This window comes from Streptococcus hepaticus, from assembly GCF_043656315.1.
GTDB classification, from domain to species: domain Bacteria; phylum Bacillota; class Bacilli; order Lactobacillales; family Streptococcaceae; genus Streptococcus; species Streptococcus hepaticus.
In genome coordinates this window covers 255330-278913 of record NZ_JBINIY010000002.1, presented here as the reverse complement: position 1 = coordinate 278913, position 23584 = coordinate 255330, and the positions used below count along the sequence as shown (strand labels likewise).

Here is a 23584-nt window from a genome sequence, read left to right as displayed (position 1 = left end):
TCTGCTTTCTATTGGGGATATTATACAATATTCCGAAAATTATTTCAATAACATTTTTATATTCATGTAATAAGATATAACATATAATTGTATCGTTGAAAATTCATCCTATTTTCAAAAATAAGATCTATGTCTCCAAAAGCTTGATACCAAGCCTTTTACACCATATATAGTGTTTTATTCGTTTTCACACCCCTATATTTAGTCTATCTATTTGACTTTTCTCCTTTTTCAGTGTATTGTATTCTAAGAAAGAATTATTTTTAAGGAGAATCTCATGGTTACAGTTTACTCAAAAAACAACTGCGTGCAATGTAAGATGACAAAACGCTTTTTAGATGAAAAAAATATTGAATACAAGGAAATCAACCTCGATGAAAAACCCGAATTCATCCAACATGTGAAAGACCTCGGCTTCTCAGCTGCTCCTGTTGTTGAGATAGAAACTGAAAGCTTCTCTGGTTTCCAACCAAGCAAATTGAAAAACCTTATCGGCTAAGCCACATATACGATTAGAAAGAAAAGAATATGAGTTTGAAAGACTTAGGAGACGTTTCTTATTTCCGTCTCAATAATGAAATCAACCGTCCAGTTAATGGGCAAATTCCTCTTCACAAGGACCAAGAAGCCTTAGCAGCATTTTTCAAGGAAAACGTCGAACCAAATACCATGAAATTTGACACGATGGCAGATAAAATCGAATATTTATTAGAAGAGAACTACCTCGAAGGGGAGTTTTTGGCTCAGTATAGCCCTGCTTTCATCGAAGAATTGGCGGCATTCTTGAAAACCCAAAACTTCCAGTTTAAGTCCTTCATGGCTGCTTACAAATTCTACAACCAATATGCCTTGAAGACCAACGATGGCAGTTTCTACCTCGAAAGCATGGAAGATCGCGTTCTTTTTAACGCTCTTTACTTTGCTGAAGGTAATGAAGAATTGGCAAAAGACTTGGCAAACGAGATGATTCACCTCCGTTACCAGCCCGCTACTCCTTCATTCCTCAACGCTGGTCGTGCCCGCCGTGGTGAACTGGTATCTTGTTTCCTCATTCAAGTAACAGATGATATGAATGCGATTGGTCGTTCTATCAACTCTGCCCTCCAATTGTCTCGTATCGGTGGTGGGGTAGGGATTTCCCTCAGCAACTTGCGTGAAGCTGGTGCGCCAATTAAGGGTTACGAAGGAGCAGCCTCAGGTGTCGTTCCTGTCATGAAACTCTTTGAGGACAGCTTCTCTTATTCAAATCAACTTGGGCAACGTCAAGGGGCTGGGGTTGTCTACTTAGACGTCTTCCATCCAGACATCATTTCTTTCCTTTCTACTAAAAAGGAAAATGCCGATGAGAAAGTTCGTGTCAAAACACTTTCACTCGGTATCACTGTTCCTGATAAATTCTACGAGCTGGCGCGTAACAATGAAGACATGTACCTCTTCAGTCCCTACTCTGTCGAATTGGAATATGGTGTACCATATAGCTACATCAACATTACCGAAAAATATGACGAATTGGTTGCCAACCCTCGCATCCGTAAGTCTAAAATCAAAGCCCGAGACTTAGAAACTGAAATTTCAAAACTCCAACAAGAGTCTGGCTACCCTTACATCATCAACATTGATACGGTAAATAAGGCCAATCCTGTTGACGGAAAAATCATCATGTCTAATCTCTGTTCTGAAATTCTCCAAGTTCAAAAACCAAGTCTCATCAACGATGCACAAGAATACTTGGAAATGGGAACAGACGTCTCATGTAACTTGGGTTCTACTAACATCGTGAACCTCATGCAATCGCCTGATTTCGGAAAATCTATCCGCGTCATGACACGCGCTTTGACCTATATCACTGACCATTCAAACATCGTCGCTGTTCCTACCGTGGCTCATGGTAACAAGCAGGCGCATTCTATCGGACTTGGAGCAATGGGCTTGCATTCCTACCTAGCTCAAAATCTTATGGAATACGGCTCAGAAGAATCGCTTGAATTTACAAACATCTACTTCATGCTCCTCAACTACTGGACCTTGGTCGAATCAAACAATATTGCCCGTGAGCGCAAAGAAACCTTTGCTAACTTTGAAAAATCAGACTACGCAAACGGTACTTACTTCGATAAATACGTCACAGGCACTTACCAACCAAGTTCTGACAAAGTCAAGAATCTATTTGATGGCATTTTCATTCCAAGTGGACAAGATTGGGCTGATCTTCGCGATAAAGTCATGGCTGACGGTCTCTACCATCAAAACCGTCTTGCAGTAGCGCCAAACGGTTCTATCTCTTACATCAATGATGTATCTGCTTCTATTCACCCAATCACACAACGAATCGAAGAACGCCAAGAGAAGAAAATCGGTAAAATCTACTACCCAGCCGCAGGTTTGGCAACTGAAACCATTCCCTTCTACAAATCAGCCTACGATATGGACATGCGTAAAGTCATCGACATCTACGCAGCCGCAACAGAACACGTTGACCAAGGTTTATCCCTTACCCTCTTCTTGCGCAGTGAATTGCCAAAAGAAATCTACGAATGGAAAACTGAAAGCAAGCAAACAACCCGCGACCTTTCCATCTTGCGTAACTACGCCTACAACAAAGGCATCAAGTCTATCTACTACGTCCGCACCTTTACTGATGACGGCGAAGAAGTCGGTGCAAACCAATGTGAAAGCTGTGTGATTTGACGTTGTAAGTTCTTGTAACGACTAAGGTCGTAACATAGCAGTTTTATTGCGACCATCCGTCGCTAATAAAACTACGGAAAGTCCTACTGGACCTTTCCTTGCTACCTTACTAATTCCGTAAAAGGTGTATTATCGACACCTTTTACTCCATGTCGTAACGAAATGAAACTATTGTAGTAAAAATCTACGCTAATCGCTACCGTGGATCAGCTAACAGCCTTACTATTTACATAAATGTCGCAATATCGGCAACTTTTAATGATAGCCCAAGTCAGCTTGGGCTTTTAGTTTATGATATAATATACCTATCACTCTATTAGGAGAACTTTCATGACAACTTACTATGAAGCGATTAACTGGAATGCGATTGAGGACATAATTGATAAGTCCACTTGGGAAAAATTAACCGAGCAGTTCTGGTTGGATACCCGTATTCCACTTTCAAATGACTTGGATGATTGGCGTAAGCTTTCCGCCCAAGAAAAAGACCTTGTGGGTAAGGTTTTCGGTGGCTTGACCCTTTTGGACACTATGCAGTCTGAATCTGGTGTCGAAGCAATCCGTGCGGATGTTCGCACCCCTCACGAAGAAGCTGTTCTTAACAATATCCAATTCATGGAGTCTGTCCACGCAAAATCTTACTCTTCTATCTTTTCAACCTTGAACACTAAGTCTGAAATCGAAGAAATCTTTGAATGGACCAACAACAACGAATACCTGCAAGAAAAAGCACGCATTATCAACGATATTTACGAAAATGGTAATGCTTTACAGAAGAAGGTGGCTTCTACTTATCTCGAAACCTTCCTCTTCTACTCAGGTTTCTTCACACCACTCTACTACCTTGGAAACAATAAATTGGCCAACGTAGCTGAAATTATCAAGCTGATTATCCGCGACGAGTCTGTCCACGGCACTTACATCGGCTATAAATTCCAACTTGGTTTCAATGAGTTACCAGAAAATGAGCAGGAAGAATTCCGCAGCTGGATGTATGACCTTCTTTACCAACTCTATGAAAATGAAGAAAAATACACCCAATCCCTCTATGATCAAGTCGGATGGACCGAGGAAGTCTTGACCTTCCTCCGTTACAATGCCAATAAAGCGCTCATGAACTTGGGACAAGATCCGCTCTTCCCAGACTCAGCAGATGATGTCAACCCGATTATCATGAACGGGATTTCAACAGGAACATCCAACCATGACTTCTTCAGTCAGGTCGGAAATGGTTACCTCCTAGGAACTGTTGAAGCCATGCAAGACAACGACTACAACTTTGGTTTATAAGAAAAAATCCTTAGAAATTCTAAGGATTTTTTCTTATAGCATTAAAATACTGATAAAGCTAAGTAAGTTATTCAACATATGAAGGGCAATCGGGTAACGAAGATCATTTTTGGCGAGATAAAGCCATGAAAAGGCAAAGCCCATGGTGCCATAGATGAAGAAATGAAGAACTGTATTTGGCATATGAATCAGAGAGAACAAGATACTTGAAACAAGACAGTACATCATCGCCTGCTTCATCCCCCGAATTTCTGGGAAGAAATAACCTCGAAGCAACCCACGAAAAATGTATTCTTCCAGGATTGGACCTAGAACAACCACATTGAAGAAGGCCGGGATAGGAATTGCCGTGACAAATTCCATCACTGCTTGCTGATTATTGCTGGCTTTGACTGGAAAGAGAATTTGTAAGACCATAAAGAAAACATAGAGTGCCAAAGGACCCCAGATTATCTGAAATTTTTCATTTAGACCAGACAGTTCTAGCTTCATTTCTTTATACAGATACTGGTAAAACCAAACCAACAAGCCTAAAAGCGCAATTCCAATGAGACTTATGACCCAAACTATGATTGGGATGTTGGTCATCAGCGGTGCTATCTGTATTACGCCTGCACTCAGTTGATAGAGAAAGACCCACAAAATTAACAATAAACTTCCCGATACAATTTTTTTCATCCTAGACTCCTTATTTGAAATATTCTCTGACCATACGGTACTGACTAAGATTGATGTAAATATGGATAAATGCTACCACCAGATAAGCCATCAACTGCTGGCTCTGGCTAATAACAGAAACAGCAAAAACAACTACATAAAGAATAGGTAGCACTTTCTGATTGAGGTTAAAAAGCGTCATAAAACTCTGTTCAAAATTAGTCTGGCGTTCACCCTCGTCATAAGAATTGACATAGGCTTTGATTTCGCTCACCGTTGAAAAAACAGATAACTTAAACTGACGAATACGTTCAATCATCTTGAAAAGACGAGTTTGGAAAATACTTAGTAAAATCAATTCTAAAAATCCATACATCGACAAGCTCAACTCAGCACCATTCGTCTGGAATAATAGCTGAGATCCTAGCATAACGTTAAAAATGGCTAAAACTCCTTCGATATTCCCAATCACCACAGCATACTCCATATTGCGATAGAGCCGTGTATAAAGCTGATTGACAGACTGGTCATCGTCCATATCTGCTTCATTGTAATCTTTTTCAACCTTTCTTGCAAGTTGGAAAAAGATAATCCCCATCAGGAAGGCCAGGACAAAAGCCAAATTTGTTAAAAGCAAAAGCGTATTTCTAGCGGTTGAAAGACTGAGCTCCAGACCGTTCACAACTCCTACCAAAGCAGGAGCAAAATATCCCAATAGCAAGCCGGTTAATCCATACATAACAAAGTAAATCATACGCTTTTTAAATACTGTATTTTTCTTATTCATTGTCCCCAACCTCCTCTAGACGAAAGACATGTTCTACTGACTCATTAAAAATCCGTGCAATCCGCAGGGCTACCACCACCGACGGCTGGTAATCCCCCCGCTCTATCAGGCTAATCGTCTGACGCGAAACTTCTGCCAATTTAGCCAATTCGGTCTGATTATAGCCCTCTCTGGCTCGCAGTTCCTTGAGCCGATTTTTTAAAATATAGTCCATTCTCAACACCTCCTAGTCTAGAGGACAAATCTCCTTGGCATCATCAATACGAGTGATGCGAACGCTGGTTTTGCATTTCTTATACGTCTTAGCAACCTAGTCATCTACCTCAAGATTCTTACAAGTTTCGTTATCTCCTAGCCCCTTCATTATGAGCTGGTATTTTTTATTTTTAAACTTTCTAACCATTTTGACATAGTAGCTTCTCCTTTTTATTTTTCAAGCGACATCCGATCCTCTGAACCTTTTCGTTCATCTGATAATAGGGATATGAGGGCTCCAAACTTCAACAGCTGTTTTCTGTACACTTGTATTGTAACACATCATTTTATTTTTGACAACTATAGATGTCAAAAATAAAATGATTTTTATCAAAAAAGAGTCTTTCGACCCTTCATTTATTATTTTATTCTTCCAGAAAATCAACTGATTGTTTCTTTCCACTTCTTTTCTAGCTTGCTTTTGCATATATTTATAAAGATCTGAATATCGCCCTGAGTATCTTTTCTTCCACGGCTTATCTCCTCCAGTAAAATGTAAATATACTATATTTTCAATCCCCATTCCAGATTCCATGTTCCCATAGCCTGAAGGGCCAGCGCTTAAATGAAGGACAGTGTACCAATGTTGTACAGAAAAGTATTGCCTTCTCAGTTATTGATAGTGTACTTCGTATTCCTCTATACCTCTAATCGCTTACTAATAAACTGAAGATAGATCTGCTGACGTTGCATTTCAATAGCTTCACAAACACTTTGTAAACGATACTCTCTAGTATACACTGCTAAATCAAAGATAATATTATCACTGGTATCACACACTTTTTTTAATAGAGGAATGTATTTTTTATCAGCAATAATGACTGCATTCCCCATATTTTTTAACAATTCAATATTTTCAGTGTTCAGGTTAAAAGAAATAATCCTTGTAGATTTCTCAGACAAATGTTGATGTAACCAAGTTTTAAACATGAGTAAATTAGCTTCATTATTGGAACATAGTACCACAGATACAGGGTCAATTGTGGTTTTCAATAATTTTCTAATTTGAATCGTTAACAAATTAAGATGTTTAGGACTAATTTCACCGACATAGCCCATTTCAGCCATCCATTTACTGAGAAGTTCTCTGTTTTTTATATAAAGTGGTGAACACTCATCTTTGAGATACCTATCAATCAAATAATCCTCAGGGAGCAACTGCTGAAGATTGTAAAGAAATTTTCGAAATAACTCAATCATGCTAATAATAAAAAATTCTGAAAATACTATGACCGGATCTAAAAACTGTTCAAATAACGGCAATAATGTGGCAATATCTGTTTCATTAATAACAATTTTGGCTAATGCACTATTATGCTCTGGTGTCCATTTATCCCCAGCAAAGGGATTATTACGAGTACAATACACTAAAAATAGATAATCATAATCAACTTGGTCAAATTGCAGTTGAAGGCGAGGTTCAATAATCTGTTCTGAATAATTCTGAATCAGCTGGTAAATAAACAATTTTTTCAATGCATCAAACTGACGAGAAGCTGGTAAAAATGGTCTAAAGGTATGCCTCCTCCATGTTAGAATCACTAAAAACTCAAAGAATAGAATCTCCTCTTCCATCAATCGCAATAATTCTTGGGTCATGTGAGAGTTTGATGCTATCATAAAATCCCTGACTAACAGATGATCTTCTTCTGTAATTGAGTAACAAATAATTCCAAAATGACATTGCAATAGGGCAAGTAAATAACGAACTCTAAATTCCTCACCAACAATATAATTATTTTTAATAGTAAGTTGGACTGTCTCAAGGTAACGATGACAACGCTTTTTCAAACGGTATGCTGTTGGAACTGACATATAGTGAGTTTTGATAAACTCATTATAGGGAAGATGCTGCTGATTCATCACTAAAAAGCGCAAACATTGTAAAAAAGGAGACTCCCTATAGATACGGTGTAAACATTCTGTCTTGGTTGCATGCGACAATAAACAACAGTAAACCTGTTTAGGATGAATATGAATGTAAAGTACATCTTCTAGTAATGGCTGAACTTCAGTAATGAGTTCTCGAATTGTTTTTTTACTGAATCCAGTAATCTGAACAAGTTCAGAAAAGTCACTATATGTAAATTCCAATAGAGTATTAATTAAAAAAATTTTATTCAGAATAGCAGGCTCAATATATTTAGCTAGCATAGAGATTCTCCATCAAATATTATTATACAATGAAATAACCTGATCCTTATAGAATCAAGGTATCAGGCTATTTATTTGTTTTCGTTAACTGTTTATTAAACAGTAAGCAGTTCCGTTAAAGGAAAAATATAACTGTAGAACTACGATTTATAGGCAAATTGTAGTATCGTTTTATAGCATACTCTGCTTGGTAGAGGGCCCTCATCCTTTTCTCATATAACTGATTGTTTGAATAGTCATAATAACTTATTGAGACCGTGCATCGATGCGATCAAATTGTGTTGCACTTTCTTATAAATTCACTCTGACACTACAATACAAATTCAGTTTACATCTTAAAGATTTTTCGAAAAATGAGAGTTGCAATAAAACTTTTAAAAAATGTATGGATAAAAATAATCTACTACTTTAGTATTAATCTTCCATTTTTATTTTAACTTCTTCAGTAGTCATTTCAATAGTTGGTTTAATGACCGCATTTTCTTGAGTGACAACTGTATGTCCTTGACTACTCTCTTCTGTACTTTCTTGGGTATCAGAAGTTTTTGGAATCGTAGTATCTTGTGAACCATCTGCTTGTTGAGTGTGTTTTGTTGTATGCATACTTTTTTCTCTTTCATTTGTAGAAGGATCTTCTCTACGACTAGTTGATTTTTCTATCTGTGATCGTTGTTGCTCTCCTTTTTTTAGTGCAACAACAGACCACCCTACAGCTAATAAAAGGCAAATTAGGGTTGGTATACTAAGCCATTTTTTCATTATTTTACACCATTCCCTTCTAAAATTCTATTTTTTAACGACGAGCATAGTCCTGTGCAGGAATGTCGTTATACAAATCTGCATAGTCTCGATCAGTTAAATGATCTCGTGACAGTGTATTGCGTCCTACCAAGAAGTACGAATTACGATAGTTACCTGTCACATCATTCCATGTAGTATCTACATAGTATTTCACGCCATTGATTTCAACAATATTCCAAGCATGATTTGCATCGCGACTTTGGTTTGTTGATCCTGTCACATACCAAGCTTTGAGACCAGCTTCAACTGCTAAATCTCTAAACATAACTGCATAGGCTTGACAAACTCCACGTTTATCTTTATACAATGACTCTGGAGCATGAACACTGATACCTGAACGAGTTAAGCTATTGGTATTCAATTCACGATCAGCATACTCATAGTTGTCAATGATATATTGGTTAAGAATTTTTGCTTTTTCATAATCATCAGTAATATTTTTATCTGTGATTTGCTCTTTTACAACTTGTTTTACAAAATCTTTGTATTCTGCAACAAGTGCTTTTTGGTGTGCCATTAAAGTATAATCAATTTTAAGCGTTGTTTCAACTTCAATGTGTGAAACTGAGTTACCACGATAATAAGTCCCCAATTGATTTGAAGTTCTAATTCTTAAAATAGTACCTGCACTGTTGGCGTATTGATCTAGTAATTTACTCAATTGAGTAGCATATGCATCTACCTGGTCACGTGAATTAAAGGTAACTTTATAGCGAATGGTACCAACTTTATTATCAATCGCATGTGTCAAACCATTTGTCAATGATGTGTAATCAGCAATAGTTCCTAAATTCAAGGCATCATTTACAATATTGTAATTTGTTGCTGGTTTAGTTGGATTTGGAGTTGGCGTTTCTTCCTCTTTAGCTGGTTGAGGAGTAACTGGCGTTTCTTCCTCTTTGGCTGGTTGAGGAGTAACTGGCGTTTCTTCCTCTTTGGCTGGTTCAGGAGTAACTGGCGTTTCTTCCTCTTTGGCTGGTTCAGGAGTAACTGGCGTTTCTTCCTCTTTGGCTGGTTCAGGAGTAACTGGCGTTTCTTCCTCTTCAACTGCTTGAGGAATTACCGGTGTCTCTTCCTCTTCAACTGTTTGAGGAATTGCTGGGATATCTTCCTCTTCAACTGCTTGAGGAATTACTGGTGTCTCTTCCTCCTTTGCTGGTTCAGGGGTAACTGGTGTTTCTTCTTGTTCAACAGTAGCTGATTCATCTGTCAATTCAAAAAGAATACCACTTAATTTCCCAATTTCAGCTGACAAATTATCTGTTGTAATAGAATTTGTCTTATCAACCAAAGCATTCAATTTAGACTGTACAACTAAAAGTTGATCCATGTACTGTTGCAAAGAACGAATCAAATTTTCACGTTCACGTTCTGCATCTCTGTAAGAATAAATTCTACGAGAACTTGGACGACTTAAAATTGAAAAAATTTGATTAATTAACGTTGAACGTTCTTGTGATAAACTGTGGTAACTTTCACGGATATACTCCAATTCCGCTTTATCAGATTCGACCAACTCAAAAATATTTTGAATCAACTCATTACGTTTTTGAACGGCACTATAATATTGATCATCAGTATTATTACCATAATTTAATTGATGAACTAACTTATGATCTTCACGTTCATAGGAGAGAATTAATTGATTAACTTCCATGATTTTTTCACGGAGTGGGGTCACTACATCTCCAAGAGAGCTAATGTGTTTTTTTACATCTTCAATTATTGCTTGTTTTTGATTAAGAAAACGACTCGTTGCTTGATATCCTTCTACATTTGTATGTGTATAATAGCTTCTTTGAGAGAGATAATCGTCTGCATGTACTTGCGTTGCAGCAACTGAGGCCATAACCATCGTACTAAACAATAAACCTTTTAAAATATGCTTTTTTTTCATACATCCTCCAGTATTAAAAATAATTAAAAGTAGTTTATGTGATCGCATCTTTTAATTTCATACAAACATAGGCACCACCTCCTTTATAAAAGTGTTTTGTATATTAGTAATAGAATAAAAAGCAGATTGACCTCATAGCCTACAGAATGAAACGTAATTTTTTACTTTCTTAAGTAATGTGAACGCTTCAAAAAGAATGTCATGAAAAAAATAGATGTATAAGAATTCCTAACCGCTTAGAAAAACTTCTTTTACTCCTCTTGGTCTTGCAATTTAGACTAAGAGAAAATATTTTTGAATAGTCCTACTTCTTCTAGTACGAAGAAAAAACGAAACTATGATATTATTCTTTTGTCAAAAAAAGAGCTAAACAGTAGTCTAGCTCTTTAGCGATAAAACAATCTTCAGCTATCATTTACCTAACGACTATTTATTTAAATTTAAGAAAGCACGAATACGAATAGCAATTTTTTCAGACCACCCTTTATCGGATGCATAGCGAGTATTAATTGCCGCAATACTCTTTCCATTGTAGTACATGCCATCCGGTCTCAAATAATGTTGGCTCAAATAGCGTGCAACATAGTCTATACAAGCATCGAATGATTCAAAGTACCCGGCACTTGAAAATGGGCTAGAATCATATGCCATAAAACCAAATAGATTGTTTTTTACTTGTGCTATTTGACTTCTTCCATAATCTGATTCATGAATAGCCAAGCCAGTTAAAAAGATAGCATTCACGCCATAATTCTTTTCAGCTTTTTTAAAAGCTTGACCCAGTCCCGCCATATTTGTCCCTTCTAAGCGACTGTTGATAAAATCAGCCGATACCGTTGAAGGGACTGTAACATCTTCTGAGAACAAAATAACGCCACCACCATTTGAACTAAAATTCTCTGAAATATAAATATCTGCAGGATCAATTTTCTCCCGATGACTTGCCATGATCTGTTGACCAAATAAAAGTCCTATAACAAGAGTGCTACTAATCAGGCCTGTTGCCGTCATGTGTAAGCCTCTTATTTTTTTATTTAAAATACCCATTGAATATATAACTCCTTTATATAATCTCCCCAAAAATAGAATAAAACAGCCATAATACTCATAGCAGGCCCAAAGGGGATTTCTTTCTTCGCATCAAATTTCATTCCTTCAATTAAGGTTATGACTAACAATAAAAGTCCAGCAATAAAAAATGAACCTATTGCGACCAGTGCAATATCAAGCGGTCTAAACCAACTACCAAGCGTAATCAAATAAGTAATGTCACCAGGACCAAATGCTTCTTGCTTATAATAGAATTTTGCCAACCAATAAATGGCGCCATAAACCAATAAAGCTACCAGCATAGAACAAAAGGTTTCCAAATATGATTCACCTGTCAGCCATATCAAACTCAACCGGCCAACTAAAAAAATAAGTAAAACAATATCAGATATGAAATGGGTATCGAAATCAATATAGCCCACAATAATCCCCAGAGATATCAATAGACAAGCTGAAATAACCATCCATATCCCTTGATTGACAAACAGCAAATAGGCTCCCCACCACAAAGTACCTGTTAACAATTCCACGATAAAATACCGCGGCGAAATATGTACCTGACAGTGTTTGCATTTAAACCCTTGAATAACACTGGATAGAAGCGGGATCAACTCTAAACCACCTAGAACATGTGAACAGTTTGGGCAAGCTGAACGACCATTGATGATACTTTTTTCAATCGGAACTCTATAAATGACAACATTATAAAAGCTACCAAATGCAAGTCCTAGGATAAATACTAATACTGCCATTTCATACTCCTCTTCTGTTTTAAAATCACATCTTCTCCTCAATTTTATTTTGTAGTTTTTGCCGTCACTTTTAGTACTAGACAAGTCAAGTTAACGACCAAACAAAAGATAAACTGAATGATTCGGTCACAAATTTTTATTATTTACTTGCTAATACAATTGTTAATTGTGAGTCTTCCTTTGATAGAGAAAGAACGACATCATTCTGACTTGTATTTGTCACAGAAAGTTGAGTGAATTCCTTACCTGGATCTCCAATGTTGAAAGCCTTACCTTTGTAAGAATTTACTTTCATATGTTTAAATGTCAATGATTGAAGGGCATCCACAACTAACTCGACACCACTTCCATAAATTTCTTTCCCATCTATAACACTCCTTAGGTAACCTGATTTCTTATTCAATTTACCAATAACATCCAAAAAATTGACACTCTGACCAGCTGCAATATAAACATTTTGCAATTTATGAAATGCCAATTCTTGATTGTATTTTTGAACAGCACTATCTGAAAGTGGTAACTCTATCTTATCAATAAATTGTGTATATTGAGATAAATTCCATGATTGATCCTCAGCACTAATAAGGTTTGCTTCTAAAGGAATATGCTCAAATTGAGCTGTCTTACTGATATTCTGAGCAACAGCAATAAAATTTTGTGATTGAATTTCATAACCATCTACAGGAGCTGATATCGTCATTTGATTATCTGGATTAACAATTAAGTGATTCGTTTCAGGTTCCTGTTTCAATAAATCTGGAAAATTTTGAATAGATTTTTCTAAAGATTGCAGCCAAAATAATCGTTTTGAATAAATAGATAAGAGTTGATTTTGTTTTGTTTCAAAAAACGGTGAAAACTTATTCCATAAATTCGTATTCGAAATTTTATCCAAACTTTTTAGTTCCGTTTTTGAAAAATAACTCAATCCCAACAGTCGCATATCCATTGAGAAGGAATGCCCTGTTGACAATGCAAAGTTCGCTTTGTATGGTAAACTTTTATATACTGCAACTTCCGCCTCACTTCTTGAATGGACATTCACAATCTTTTGATCATTGATACTCATGGGTAAACTTGGTTTATAGATAGTCGTAACATATGTCAGCAAACTGAGTATAAAGATAAAAAACAAAGCTAAGGGAATGAATGGCTGATACTTTGAAAATCTCCCCTTCATTCTAGCCTACACTCCCTGCCAAACGAACCAATAAACGTCTGTCAATTCTACGCAACAGGTCAATCATTTCTTCCGTCACTACTTCACCTGCATAAAGAAGCACACTACCATCTGAGTTCAGCAGATTTTTTTGCAATTTTTTTCCAAGCAAGAGTCGTTTTTGATTATCAACATAGCTCTTTGTCTCATCATTTGTAACTGGCATTGGTACTACTTGATGATGAATAACAGGCTCAGTAATAGTTTCATATTCTACTGGAATTTGAAACTCCTCTCGTTTTCCTTGAACTTCTTTAGGAGTAGCATTGTTTGAAAATGATGCAAAGATATCTTCTAATGATTGTTTAGGACTTTCAGCAGTTTCTTCACCTTCTTTCAATTGTTTCAAAGATGTACTTTCAATTGCCATTGACTCAATTTCAGGTATTTCCTTTTGCATACTTTCTTCAGTTTTCATAGAAGAATTCAAATCTGAAAAATCTTCACTAATTTTTAGATTAGCTAACATAGTATCTAAATCAAATTTTTGATCATTTACTATTTTAGTATCCATTTCAGGTATCCATGAATTTGTTTCTTTTTTAGGAGCTGGAGTATCATTGGAAGTAGGCTCTGTTACAGGTTCTACTTTTTGAGAGACATCAGCCTCATGTTGATGATCAACTTTTTCTAAAGCTGGACGTGGCTTAACTGAAAAATCAATCATTGTTGATTCTGCACTTGCTTCCAAAGTGTTGCATTCTTCATTTAAAATGATGTATTCTTTTCCAATCATTAAAATTTGTGATTTAGGAATTTGGAATACTTCTCCATCATTCTCAGGATCAACTAGCAAGAAGCCAATCTCATTTTCATTATCAATAAAATAGTCGGTTACACGACCAATTTTATTTCCATCTACTGTAATGACAATTTCATCAATGATGACACCTTGCTTATCTACAAGAAGCTGTAATTCCTCTTGTGTAATTGCCTGCAATGCATCTGAATTTTTCACAGTTGCTGCAAAATTACCAATACCATAAATATTATTTCCAATCATTAAAGCATGCGACGGATCTTCATGTCGTGATTTGACAACAAAAGTTAACATAACTCCCTTGTCCACTACAACTTGATGAATTTCTCCAAGTCCCACACCTTTTTCAATTTCAATTACTGCAGTTCCAATGACCGACTTGCAACTAATCATAATACCTTACGCTCCTCTAAAAACTTATATTCATTTCTTACGGTTTCACTGATATGTGGATTGTAGAGTTCCACTCGAATTAACTCCAATAAGCAAAGGGCATTCCGACGAATTTCCTTGTCATAGGAATCAATCAAAATCTCCTTCAAGTAATCCACAGCTTCCTGATAAAAGCCTAAAACTAACAACTCGCGAATTTCAAATAATAAGAATCGGAAATAGATTTCTTTATCAATTTGTTCTTCAGTATTGAAATATGGTTCTTCTGTTTTTTTCGTTTTTACCCATTCAACAGCCTCGCCGGATAGTGGATTAACAGTTAAAATCACGTCGTCTTGTGCTTTTTTATTATGTACTGCAACTGGTGACTCTAAATCCTTATGTTGAGAAAAAATTACTTCAATTTCTCGTAAAATCTCTTCTTCTTCATCTGTCATCACAACATCTACAGCCTTATCTTCTGAAACATTCATATGCACCGGAGTTTCTTTTTCTATAAATAAATTAGCAGATTCTTCCTTATCCATATTGCCCGAAAAGAGATTATCCAGTTTAGATAAGGTTTGAGATACCATATTATCCACCTCTTTTATAGAGGTTTGTTGTGGTTCAAATACTGAAGAATGATTCGAAATAGGCGTAACTATATTTGTATTTTCTTTCTTATTAACAGCTAAAAACTCTTCCTCTAAACTCATACGATTTGATTGATCGTATAAAATCGCTTGTTCCTCCTGTGAAGGAATATTTTTTTTCGCAGATTGTGATACATTTTTTGACGGCATCTGTATCACTTTATCGGTAGAGGATTTAGTGTTTTTCTTTTTATCCTTTTGTCGTGATTGCAAGCGTGACAGTTCTTTGGTATCATCTTTCACTGCTTCCGTTTTCTCCGTCAATAAACTACCATATACTGGATTCTCTATGAAAGATTCCTCTACTTGTGTCTCACTGACAAAGAATAGTTCTCGAGTTTCTCTGTTTTTTTTGATTTGCTTACGATGCTCTATAGCGTCTCGCATGTATTGTGAAAAAAGCGAGACTACATAGATAGAAAAAATACCCACACATAGACCACCAAAATAGAGTGGAGTTACTTGTAAATATTGATACATTCTAGGAAGGAAAAAGACAAACATCCCCATCCACATAGCTAGAAAGATTCGCTTCGCTATCCCCAACTTAGCTACAAACATAATACTAATCGTATGAATTATGATGAATGTTAAGCCAAACATTTGTAAATACGCCATTATTTCCTCCTTCTTTTTTATTCCTTGTTCGTTCTTTCATCGTTTCATTACATACAGAGAGAGGCGTTACGAACTCAAACCATGACTCAATATGGACCTAAAAGTTTAAAAATGACAAAGTAAGCTGTACTCATAGAGCTTGTTGGGATTTGCTCTATGAGTCACACTGTCACTTTTTAATTGGATATCAAACTCTGAATTGCAAAATTGTCCAATTTTAATGTTGTTCCATCACTATTGGTGTTTGGTGTTTCAAAGTAAAAACCTTTTACCTTCAATGGATAACTCAAGCTCGCCACGCTGGTAGGATCAAATCTAGCTTCACGCCAACCTTCCCACTGCAAGCCTTCTAATAAACCTACTTGGATTTCTTGACCATTTGCATTTTCAACAATCATTCCCAGACTACCATCCCACTTTTTAGAACTATGGAAGTCAAAAAGGATATAATCTGGTTTTTCATTCAATGTGATAAATGGATCTTGCAATCTCATTTCATAAATGACTTTTTCTTTGCTTGCAGGAATCTGCACAACGTTTGAACCAGCCCCCTCAAGGAAGTCGCCTGTATCTACCGTAACGTCAGTCTCTGCATCATTGGCTTTGTTTTTCAATTTTAAGTTTGTTTCAAAGCGATACAGTGTTGATGTGTTGTAATAAGCTGAAATCCCACCTGTATTATTTGTTGAATTGGCCAATTGTTGGAGATACGCTGGTCCAGGAGCCGAGCCTAAACCAGAACCCACATCAGACGAAGAGTTCGATGTTGTTGAAGATGATTTTGAAGCTGATTTTTTACCACCATCTTCAGAGATAGACAACCACGATGCACGCTTAAATGGTGAAACCACATGAGCAAATGGAATTGGTGTTTTATCAACATTACTTGCTGGTTTACTTACATATCGCTCTACATCTTCTACTTGATAAAATCTTAATTTGATATGCCCTTTCTCAATCAGCGGATCAACCCTATCCACTTCTTGTTTTGCCTTAGGAGAACCCAAGTCCAATTCACTTGATACGATTGTACGCTCATTTGCATCAATCATTTTCAATAATTCCAATACCTGAGAATAGGTTCCTGAGAAACTAATATCAGCTGTCATTTGTGTAATATTGGTATTGGCATATTTATTTTCTGCTTCGTTACCTGCCTGGGTAGCTGGCTCCGAACTTTTTTGTGTTTCAGAAGAAGAACTGGAGCTTGTACTTGTTGAAGTCGAGGTAGACGTTCCTGTACTTGAAGCACTCGTTGTTGATGAAGTTGTCTCAGTTTTTGTAACCTTCTGATCTTTCCCTTGTGCTGCCGCATCCTTATCTGTCTTTTCAGGAAACTCTAGTTCTTTTGTTTCTGCAAATTCAACCCGTTGAAGAGTGATGCCACTTTTACTAATCAAGTGATCAATCAAATAGATAAACTCCCCTTGATTAGTATTACCATAATAGTTAGAAGCAACTTTATTGGTATCACTGTTCAGCTTTTTCAATTCTTGAACCAAGGCTCCTTTCCGAGCAATCTTTGCGCTTTTTTCGTTGAACTCCAACTGCAACCTGTCATACTCTTCCACTAGCTCACCATTTTTAGTTATTAAACCATTTAAGACATTGTAACAGCCGAATGCAACGAGACCAACAGCAACCGTACCAAGCAATGTTTTTTCTTTTTTATTTAGCTTTAGCCCGAGTTTCTTATCAGTTTTGTTTTCATTATTTTTTTTCACTGAAGTCCACATCCTTTGTCTCAATTTCGATGGTAAATTTATATACATCCTTAAATGGATCGTTTTCCGCTACACCAATTGCAGCACCACCACCATCTACATTTTCAATCGTGCTGACCAAAATATGATTAAATTTGTCTGTTTTTCGTAATTCTTCCTCAAATTTTGCGATAGAAAGTCTCTCTGTTGATAGTCCCACGATAGACACCTTATCATCTGAAATGCTCAATTCATCAAAGACTAGATTGCGTGTCACACGGTTTTGAACAAAGTCCATGAAAGCTCTATTCACCTTGTGAGTACGTTTGAAGTCTCCTTCTAAATTTTTAAAGATCGTCTGATCGTTTGTCACAGTTGCCTTATCAACTTGCAACTTTTCGATTTCTTCTAACTGTTGTGTCATTTCAGGTGCTTCTAGCAACATGTGCAATTTATTGATTTCTGTCTCATAGTTACTGTTACTTGAGTAGTAATAGAACACACCTAGCAATACACCCGCTAATGCTAGTATGCTCCCCGTAATAGCAGCCAATCGAACTGTGCTGGTCTTTGCAGGAGGAACATGGTAGGTCGCAAAAAAGTTTAAATCTCTCATCATCATTAGTTGGCCCTCCGAATTAACATTGCTACAGCTGGTATCATTTCAGGATCATTATCTGCATTCGGTCCCCAAACAATATCCTCTGAATCAACGCTACCGACAGCCTCAATCTCACCGTCAAATTTTGTTTTTAATACCGAAATCAAATGCCAGCAAAGTGCACCTTCTCCGATAGAATAAAACTTATCAATCGTTTTACCTGTTGTTGAGCTGAAAAATCGCTCTGTATTGATAATGTGCATTTTTGTTTCATTTAGCCACTCATCTAAGACACGCTTGAGGGACAAATCCGTCATTTCACCAGAGACAATCTCATGAAAATGACGCATGGTTAATTCAGAATTTACTAAGTCTTCAATCTCATGATAGCCACGATCCATATGGTTACTTGTTACAAATCGTCCGTTTGCATAGAGATAGACATCAATACTGTGCTTACCTAGTTGGACAATCCCAATATTGCCTTCTGTCAAATACATACCGCGATTGTTAATCGCTTCTACACGTTCCAGCCACTTTTCATAAGTATTCGAACGCAGGTCAAAAACATACGGTACCAAATGCAAGGCCTCCGCCAAGTCATAATGTTGCTCTACTGTCGCTTTTGGTACAGCATAGGCAATCAAGGACTTGCTTCCTTCTTCAATCATACCGCCATCTGATTGTGGACTAAATTGATAATCCAGAATATAAGAACTCGTATCAATATCCAAGTATTGCTGCAACTCAAAGGAGATAAAGTTTTCAATATCCTCTTCTGCAACGGCATCTGGTACCATAACTGGACGCGCAATAACACCCGTATTATTGATAGCAAAAAAAGCATATTTCGCTACGACATCGTTTTCTTTCATCAAATGGTCAATGAACTCTATCAATGCTTCCATGTTGATGATCAAACCATCATGTACCAATCCTACTGGTAAAGAAGCCTTGACTGTCTTTACGATTTCTAATTCTTTGCGTTTTTGCTTCGCAACTACCAAGGTCAGATCATAATCATCAAAATCAATAGCTAACAGATTTCCTTTGATAGGCTTTGAAAACATGGTGTAAGGCTGACCAGCATTTTTCCCGCCCTTCCCTTTTTTAGTTGAAAACAAACTAGTGATTGACTTGTTCTTAGTTGAAGCTACTTGTGAGGCTTGAAGGTCGCTATCTAGCATATACTCCTCATCTGCCAATCCCTCTTTTTTCTTAAAAAGGGGTTGGTTCAACCGTGTCAGCAAGGAACTTTTCCCGCTTCCGCTATCAGACATATGTCCTGTTTCTTCTTTTTTCTTAAAAGAGAACATTGATCTCCCCATTCTACTTTCTTTTTATTTTTCTTTTTTTACTTCGTATTTAGTGTTGAAATATTCTGTCATGGACTTAATTTCATCTGAATTTAATACACGCTCAAATACGGCAATTTCATTAATGTGGGTCTGTCCACCGAAGGTAACTGTTATAGGTTGTTGCCCATTACGATTTCTATTCTTAACAGTTAGTGTATCTGTATGGATTTTTTCTCCTTTCAAATATACTTCCATTGAGAGTTGTCCGTTTCCGTTTAGCCTGCTCACAATTTGAATAGAGTTATCTTGATCTTTAACAAGTTTTTGGGTAACTGTAGAATTCGATGATAAATTACCATTTGAAGAATCACTCGTTGATATTTTTAATTCTCCATTCTCACCTATATCTAATTTCCAAGTCAATTGATTTCCAAACTGATAGGATACTAAGGCACCTGACTGAGTTTCTTTTGTGAGCAAGAAGGAGTTTGTCAGACCCTTCTGTATATTTAAGTTTTTAATGTTCAAGCTATCATTGTTCAAAGCTATCATTTGTCGAGCTTGATTTTTATCTTGTTCAAAAATACTCTTTACCTTTACATTATCTGTAATTTTTTGACCATCACGATAGTTCAGAAGCTCAAAACCGTCATGCGACTTATCATCAGTCGGAACTGCCGAAGTTGATCCGTCTCCATTTTTTTTCACAGCAAGATCGACATCTGTATGGAATACCAAATCTTTCGTAACGGGGATCCCCATTACCCAAATGCGACGTTCAGCCTCTTGGTATTGACCTACCCGACCAAAAGAGTTGATAGCGCGAGCAGCAAAAATCAGAAAACTTTTTGCCATCTCTTTTTTGATTTCAATCCCATGAGCTTTTTTGCTTAATTGCGTAAAGTCGTCTAACATCTTAGGATGTACTACTTTAGAGTCTGGCGAATTAGGTTTTGCAAGACTTCCTACAGGAACAACTGTTTTACTGGAATCTGTTGGATTCTTGATAGAAGAGTAACTTTGAAACCAACCTTCCTCAATGTGGATTTTAGAACTAGTAGACTTATCAGATACACGAGCGAGTCCATCTGGTGTCTTTTCCCCAACATAATAGTATCCTTTATCTTTATTTTTTTTGTCCTCTTTTAGGGTAACCACTAAGTCGTTCGGAATTTCCAAGACACTTTCTTTATTATTGGCAATAAAAAGATGAATTGTTTTTGGATTTTTTCCCTTATATGCTAGATTTTCCCCTTTTACTTTTATGGTTTTAGTACTTCCACCAGCGATTGAATAGGTAAAATCTCTCTCATCTTTCCCATTTCCACCGTTTTTCTTGACCTCAGACAATTTTTTTTCAAATTGATTTTGAATATCAAAATTGGTTTCGTTTTGTGTCCGTAGTCCAAACACATTACTAAAGGAAGAGGAGAAAAAGCCCATAAGCCCTACAACCATAACGGAAATTAAAATCATTGAAACAATGACTTCCGTTAATGAAAAACCGTTTCGATTATTTAGTTTTCTCATATCTATACCTCATTAGGGACCTACAACAAACCAGAGATCTTGTTCAATTTGTTTCTTAATATCACTAAAGACCTTTGCCAACTCTTCTTGATTGGATGCATCATAGTAGTTTGCATCTACATTACCATTTTTAATACTATCTGTGAGTTTTTGACCGTACGCTTTTTCAGATTCAACACCAGAAAAGCCAATCATACTAACACGACGAATCCCCTTACTAAAGGTACGAGATACTTCTCCTGTATATCTAATTGCTTCTGGAAGAACATCGCTATTTCTAAAATAAAAATCTTTTTTAGCATTTTGTCCCACATTTTCTGACAGATCAAATTCTGGATTAGCATACTCAAAAGCATCTGTATAGCGACGCGAAGGCCATTTAGATGTATACTTCCCTACCGTATACATATTTGGTAATCCATCTGATAAAATAACAACATACTTGAATTGAGCCGAATTTTTCTTTAAACTGACCATCCCATGTCGTAATCCATCTCCCGGATTGGTACCACCTGTAGCAGTCATACTCTCAATTTTTTGCTTCACTGCTTCCGAACCTGTACGTAGATCCACAAATTCTTCTTGCAGGTAGCCTCCTACGTTAGCAAAATGTGCTAAGTTGACACTGACATTTCCAAGAGCAGCTAATTCATCAATCATTACTTTCGCCTTATCTTTTAAAATCCTTAGACGTACTTGTGAAGGATTCGTATATTGCTGCTTACCATTGATTTCAAAATTCATAGAACCAGATGTATCAAAGACAAAACTGATAGCTGTATTCATCTGTCCTTCAATAGGGTCGTTACGATAGGCGATAGCTGTGCCTGCTTTTCCTTTTGCAACCTGATTGAAAACCTGTTTACTATTTAAAGCTGTCGCAGCAGTCTCCAGTTTAAACTTGTTATTGGAATTTTTGAACTGTCCGCTAAGATCATAGGTAACCAAGCGGTTATCTTCATAATTAGGAACACTATCGAAGTGTAGATCCATAGTCATATCATATAGACTTTGAACCCCCATTTGACGCTTATCCCATTTTTTAGTTGACTTATTCCAGACATAGTTGATTAACTGCTGCTTATCACCAGATAAACCAATATAACTCCAACCATCTGTTAATTTTTTATCCGTTCCATCATACTTAGACTCATCCAAGATGAAAACAGCAGTCGCATTTTGGATTGTTTTATCGACCAGCTGCATACTCGTTCTCAACTCTGCTTGGATAGCTGCTTCTCTTTCTACCATATCCTTACTAGTAAAAGTTGTCTGAAAGATTATTCCGACAGTAACCGTTACCATGGACATGACGATAATCGAAACCATTAATTCTACTAGCGTAAAGCCTTTTCTCCCTTTTTTCATCTTTAATGTTCCTCCTTACTTTGAAACAGGCTCAATACCACCAGTCTCTGAGCGTAAACCTGGATTCGACCAATTGAATGTCACCCGGTGTACATAGTAGTTTTCACTCCCTACCATTTTTGCCTTGGATTCTACTGTCACATAATAGTTTTCGCTAGAGTGATCCGATCCTTTAAACTCACCCGTCAGGCGAATATCAGCTTTTCCATGCTCAAACTGATGATGTGCTATCACTGGTTCTGTCATAGCGGTCTTTCCAGTCGCCCTTTTTGAGAACTCAGTATAAAGATCAGAGGTTGTCCCATTTCCTTCAAAATAGGCGCCCATGGCTAACTGACTACCAGAGGTCGCTATATACTTGGCATCCATATAGTAATACATCTGTGTCGTCTGGGTACTAGATACGCTTAATATCTGTGCCATTAGCATGGTCATAGCTGAGACGACTACGAGGGTGATGATGACCATGGATAAGGTCCCACCTCTTCTAGATTTCATCATTTTCTTTTCCTCCTTTGTCTTATCAAAGGGTTCATGTATAACTATGAACCCTTTGATAAGACCCGACTAAACAGTCGGGGTAGAGTTTTGAATATCTTCTATGCGTTTACTTATTCACATTAAAGTCATAAGTGAATGTGTCCTCAGTCTTAGCTTTAGATGAACCTTTTGAATTTGATGGAATAAATTCCGATGTCAATACACCTTTGTCAACTTTGTGAGCAACAGTGGTACCATTCTTGGCTAATAGGTCTCCAGCTGCTGTTTTCCCGTTCTTTTTGTTAACATATGGCAAAAGATCATCAAGCGTGATTGCAGCAACAGCAGTTGGATCAGTTGGATCAGTCAACGTTCCAATTTTTGATTGAACTGCCGAAACCAACTGGCGATGTTCTGTCTGGATACGTGAACGACGTGCATTATCTTGGAAAGAAGTAATGGATGGAATAGCGACTGCAGCAATGATAGCAATGATAATGATAACCACAATCAACTCGACAAGGGTGAACCCTTTTTTCTTAGCATTGCGACGGATGTTTTGTAATTTACTTAGCATATTTTTTCCTTTTCTTTTTCAAAATTTATAGGTCCGCCTGCTCGATAGTTAGAGAGACTCTACAAACTCTC

The 23584-nt window shown here is 36.9% G+C and carries 21 protein-coding genes and 1 pseudogene; 3 read left to right on the top strand and 19 right to left on the bottom strand.

Translation table 11 applies throughout. The features are described from left to right. The first annotated feature begins 277 nt into the window (after nt 1-277). The 3 genes from nrdH (at nt 278) to nrdF (ending at nt 3978) form a co-directional block, all read left to right on the top strand. Nucleotides 278-499, top strand: a complete 222-nt coding sequence (gene nrdH, locus ACHUFA_RS03760; RefSeq protein WP_222347412.1) for a glutaredoxin-like protein NrdH — start codon at nt 278-280, stop codon at nt 497-499. Nucleotides 500-528: 29 nt separating this feature from the next. Next, nucleotides 529-2688: a class 1b ribonucleoside-diphosphate reductase subunit alpha gene (gene nrdE, locus ACHUFA_RS03755; RefSeq protein ID WP_222347411.1), complete on the top strand. Its 2160-nt coding sequence runs from the start codon at nt 529-531 to the stop codon at nt 2686-2688. Between the two features lie 330 nt (nt 2689-3018). Continuing rightward, on the top strand, nt 3019-3978 hold the full coding sequence (gene nrdF, locus ACHUFA_RS03750; RefSeq protein WP_394404957.1) for a class 1b ribonucleoside-diphosphate reductase subunit beta: 960 nt from the start codon (nt 3019-3021) through the stop codon (nt 3976-3978). A 33-nt stretch (nt 3979-4011) separates the two neighbouring features. Here the strand turns inward: nrdF and ACHUFA_RS03745 are convergent, their stop codons facing one another. The 19 genes and pseudogenes from ACHUFA_RS03745 to ACHUFA_RS03655 form a co-directional block, all read right to left on the bottom strand. Continuing rightward, nucleotides 4012-4656: a CPBP family intramembrane glutamic endopeptidase gene (locus ACHUFA_RS03745; RefSeq protein WP_394404956.1), complete on the bottom strand. Its 645-nt coding sequence runs from the start codon at nt 4654-4656 to the stop codon at nt 4012-4014. A 10-nt stretch (nt 4657-4666) separates the two neighbouring features. Further along, entirely contained in the window at nt 4667-5422 is a 756-nt protein-coding gene (locus tag ACHUFA_RS03740; RefSeq protein WP_394404955.1) for a DUF3169 family protein, read from the bottom strand. After that, nucleotides 5415-5636 (bottom strand): helix-turn-helix transcriptional regulator, encoded by a 222-nt coding sequence (locus ACHUFA_RS03735; RefSeq protein WP_222347407.1) that lies wholly within the window; start codon nt 5634-5636, stop codon nt 5415-5417. Before ACHUFA_RS03735 ends, ACHUFA_RS03740 begins: the two co-directional genes overlap by 8 nt. A gap of 453 nt (nt 5637-6089) precedes the next feature. Continuing rightward, nucleotides 6090-6211 (bottom strand): annotated as a pseudogene (locus tag ACHUFA_RS03730) (glycosyltransferase family 8 protein); the annotation flags it as partial. A 105-nt stretch (nt 6212-6316) separates the two neighbouring features. Beyond that, on the bottom strand, nt 6317-7831 hold the full coding sequence (locus ACHUFA_RS03725; protein WP_394404954.1) for a helix-turn-helix domain-containing protein: 1515 nt from the start codon (nt 7829-7831) through the stop codon (nt 6317-6319). Nucleotides 7832-8245: 414 nt separating this feature from the next. Next, the gene (locus ACHUFA_RS03720) at nt 8246-8590 is read right to left on the bottom strand and encodes a hypothetical protein (RefSeq protein WP_394404953.1); all 345 of its coding nucleotides are present in this window, start codon (nt 8588-8590) and stop codon (nt 8246-8248) included. A 34-nt stretch (nt 8591-8624) separates the two neighbouring features. Then, complete coding sequence (locus tag ACHUFA_RS03715) at nt 8625-10529, bottom strand: transglutaminase domain-containing protein (protein ID WP_394404952.1); 1905 nt, start codon at nt 10527-10529, stop codon at nt 8625-8627. Nucleotides 10530-10955: 426 nt separating this feature from the next. After that, nucleotides 10956-11576, bottom strand: coding sequence for a glucosaminidase domain-containing protein (locus ACHUFA_RS03710; RefSeq protein WP_318530332.1), 621 nt, complete (start codon nt 11574-11576; stop codon nt 10956-10958). Further along, nucleotides 11564-12331: a prepilin peptidase gene (locus ACHUFA_RS03705; protein ID WP_394404951.1), complete on the bottom strand. Its 768-nt coding sequence runs from the start codon at nt 12329-12331 to the stop codon at nt 11564-11566. The genes ACHUFA_RS03710 and ACHUFA_RS03705 overlap by 13 nt, the downstream gene beginning before the upstream one ends. A 139-nt stretch (nt 12332-12470) precedes the next feature. Next, nucleotides 12471-13400, bottom strand: coding sequence for a hypothetical protein (locus ACHUFA_RS03700; protein WP_222383466.1), 930 nt, complete (start codon nt 13398-13400; stop codon nt 12471-12473). A 112-nt stretch (nt 13401-13512) separates the two neighbouring features. Next, on the bottom strand, nt 13513-14703 hold the full coding sequence (locus tag ACHUFA_RS03695; RefSeq protein WP_394404950.1) for a PRC-barrel domain-containing protein: 1191 nt from the start codon (nt 14701-14703) through the stop codon (nt 13513-13515). Beyond that, nucleotides 14700-15956 carry an SSA_2305 family type IV pilus system protein gene (locus tag ACHUFA_RS03690; protein ID WP_222347400.1) on the bottom strand — a complete coding sequence of 419 codons (1257 nt, stop codon included), beginning with the start codon at nt 15954-15956 and terminating at the stop codon, nt 14700-14702. Before ACHUFA_RS03690 ends, ACHUFA_RS03695 begins: the two co-directional genes overlap by 4 nt. A gap of 176 nt (nt 15957-16132) precedes the next feature. Beyond that, complete coding sequence (locus tag ACHUFA_RS03685) at nt 16133-17680, bottom strand: hypothetical protein (protein WP_394404949.1); 1548 nt, start codon at nt 17678-17680, stop codon at nt 16133-16135. Next, complete coding sequence (locus ACHUFA_RS03680) at nt 17667-18281, bottom strand: PilN domain-containing protein (protein WP_318530331.1); 615 nt, start codon at nt 18279-18281, stop codon at nt 17667-17669. Before ACHUFA_RS03680 ends, ACHUFA_RS03685 begins: the two co-directional genes overlap by 14 nt. Next, on the bottom strand, nt 18281-19576 hold the full coding sequence (gene pilM, locus ACHUFA_RS03675) for a pilus assembly protein PilM (RefSeq protein ID WP_394404948.1): 1296 nt from the start codon (nt 19574-19576) through the stop codon (nt 18281-18283). Before pilM ends, ACHUFA_RS03680 begins: the two co-directional genes overlap by 1 nt. Nucleotides 19577-19600: 24 nt before the next feature. Then, entirely contained in the window at nt 19601-21088 is a 1488-nt protein-coding gene (locus ACHUFA_RS03670) for a type IV pilus modification PilV family protein (protein WP_394404947.1), read from the bottom strand. Nucleotides 21089-21100: 12 nt separating this feature from the next. Then, entirely contained in the window at nt 21101-22456 is a 1356-nt protein-coding gene (locus ACHUFA_RS03665) for a VWA domain-containing protein (protein ID WP_394404946.1), read from the bottom strand. A gap of 15 nt (nt 22457-22471) precedes the next feature. After that, complete coding sequence (locus ACHUFA_RS03660; RefSeq protein WP_394404945.1) at nt 22472-22957, bottom strand: hypothetical protein; 486 nt, start codon at nt 22955-22957, stop codon at nt 22472-22474. Nucleotides 22958-23063: 106 nt separating this feature from the next. Next, complete coding sequence (locus ACHUFA_RS03655) at nt 23064-23513, bottom strand: prepilin-type N-terminal cleavage/methylation domain-containing protein (protein WP_394404944.1); 450 nt, start codon at nt 23511-23513, stop codon at nt 23064-23066. Between the last annotated feature and the right edge of the window lie 71 nt (nt 23514-23584).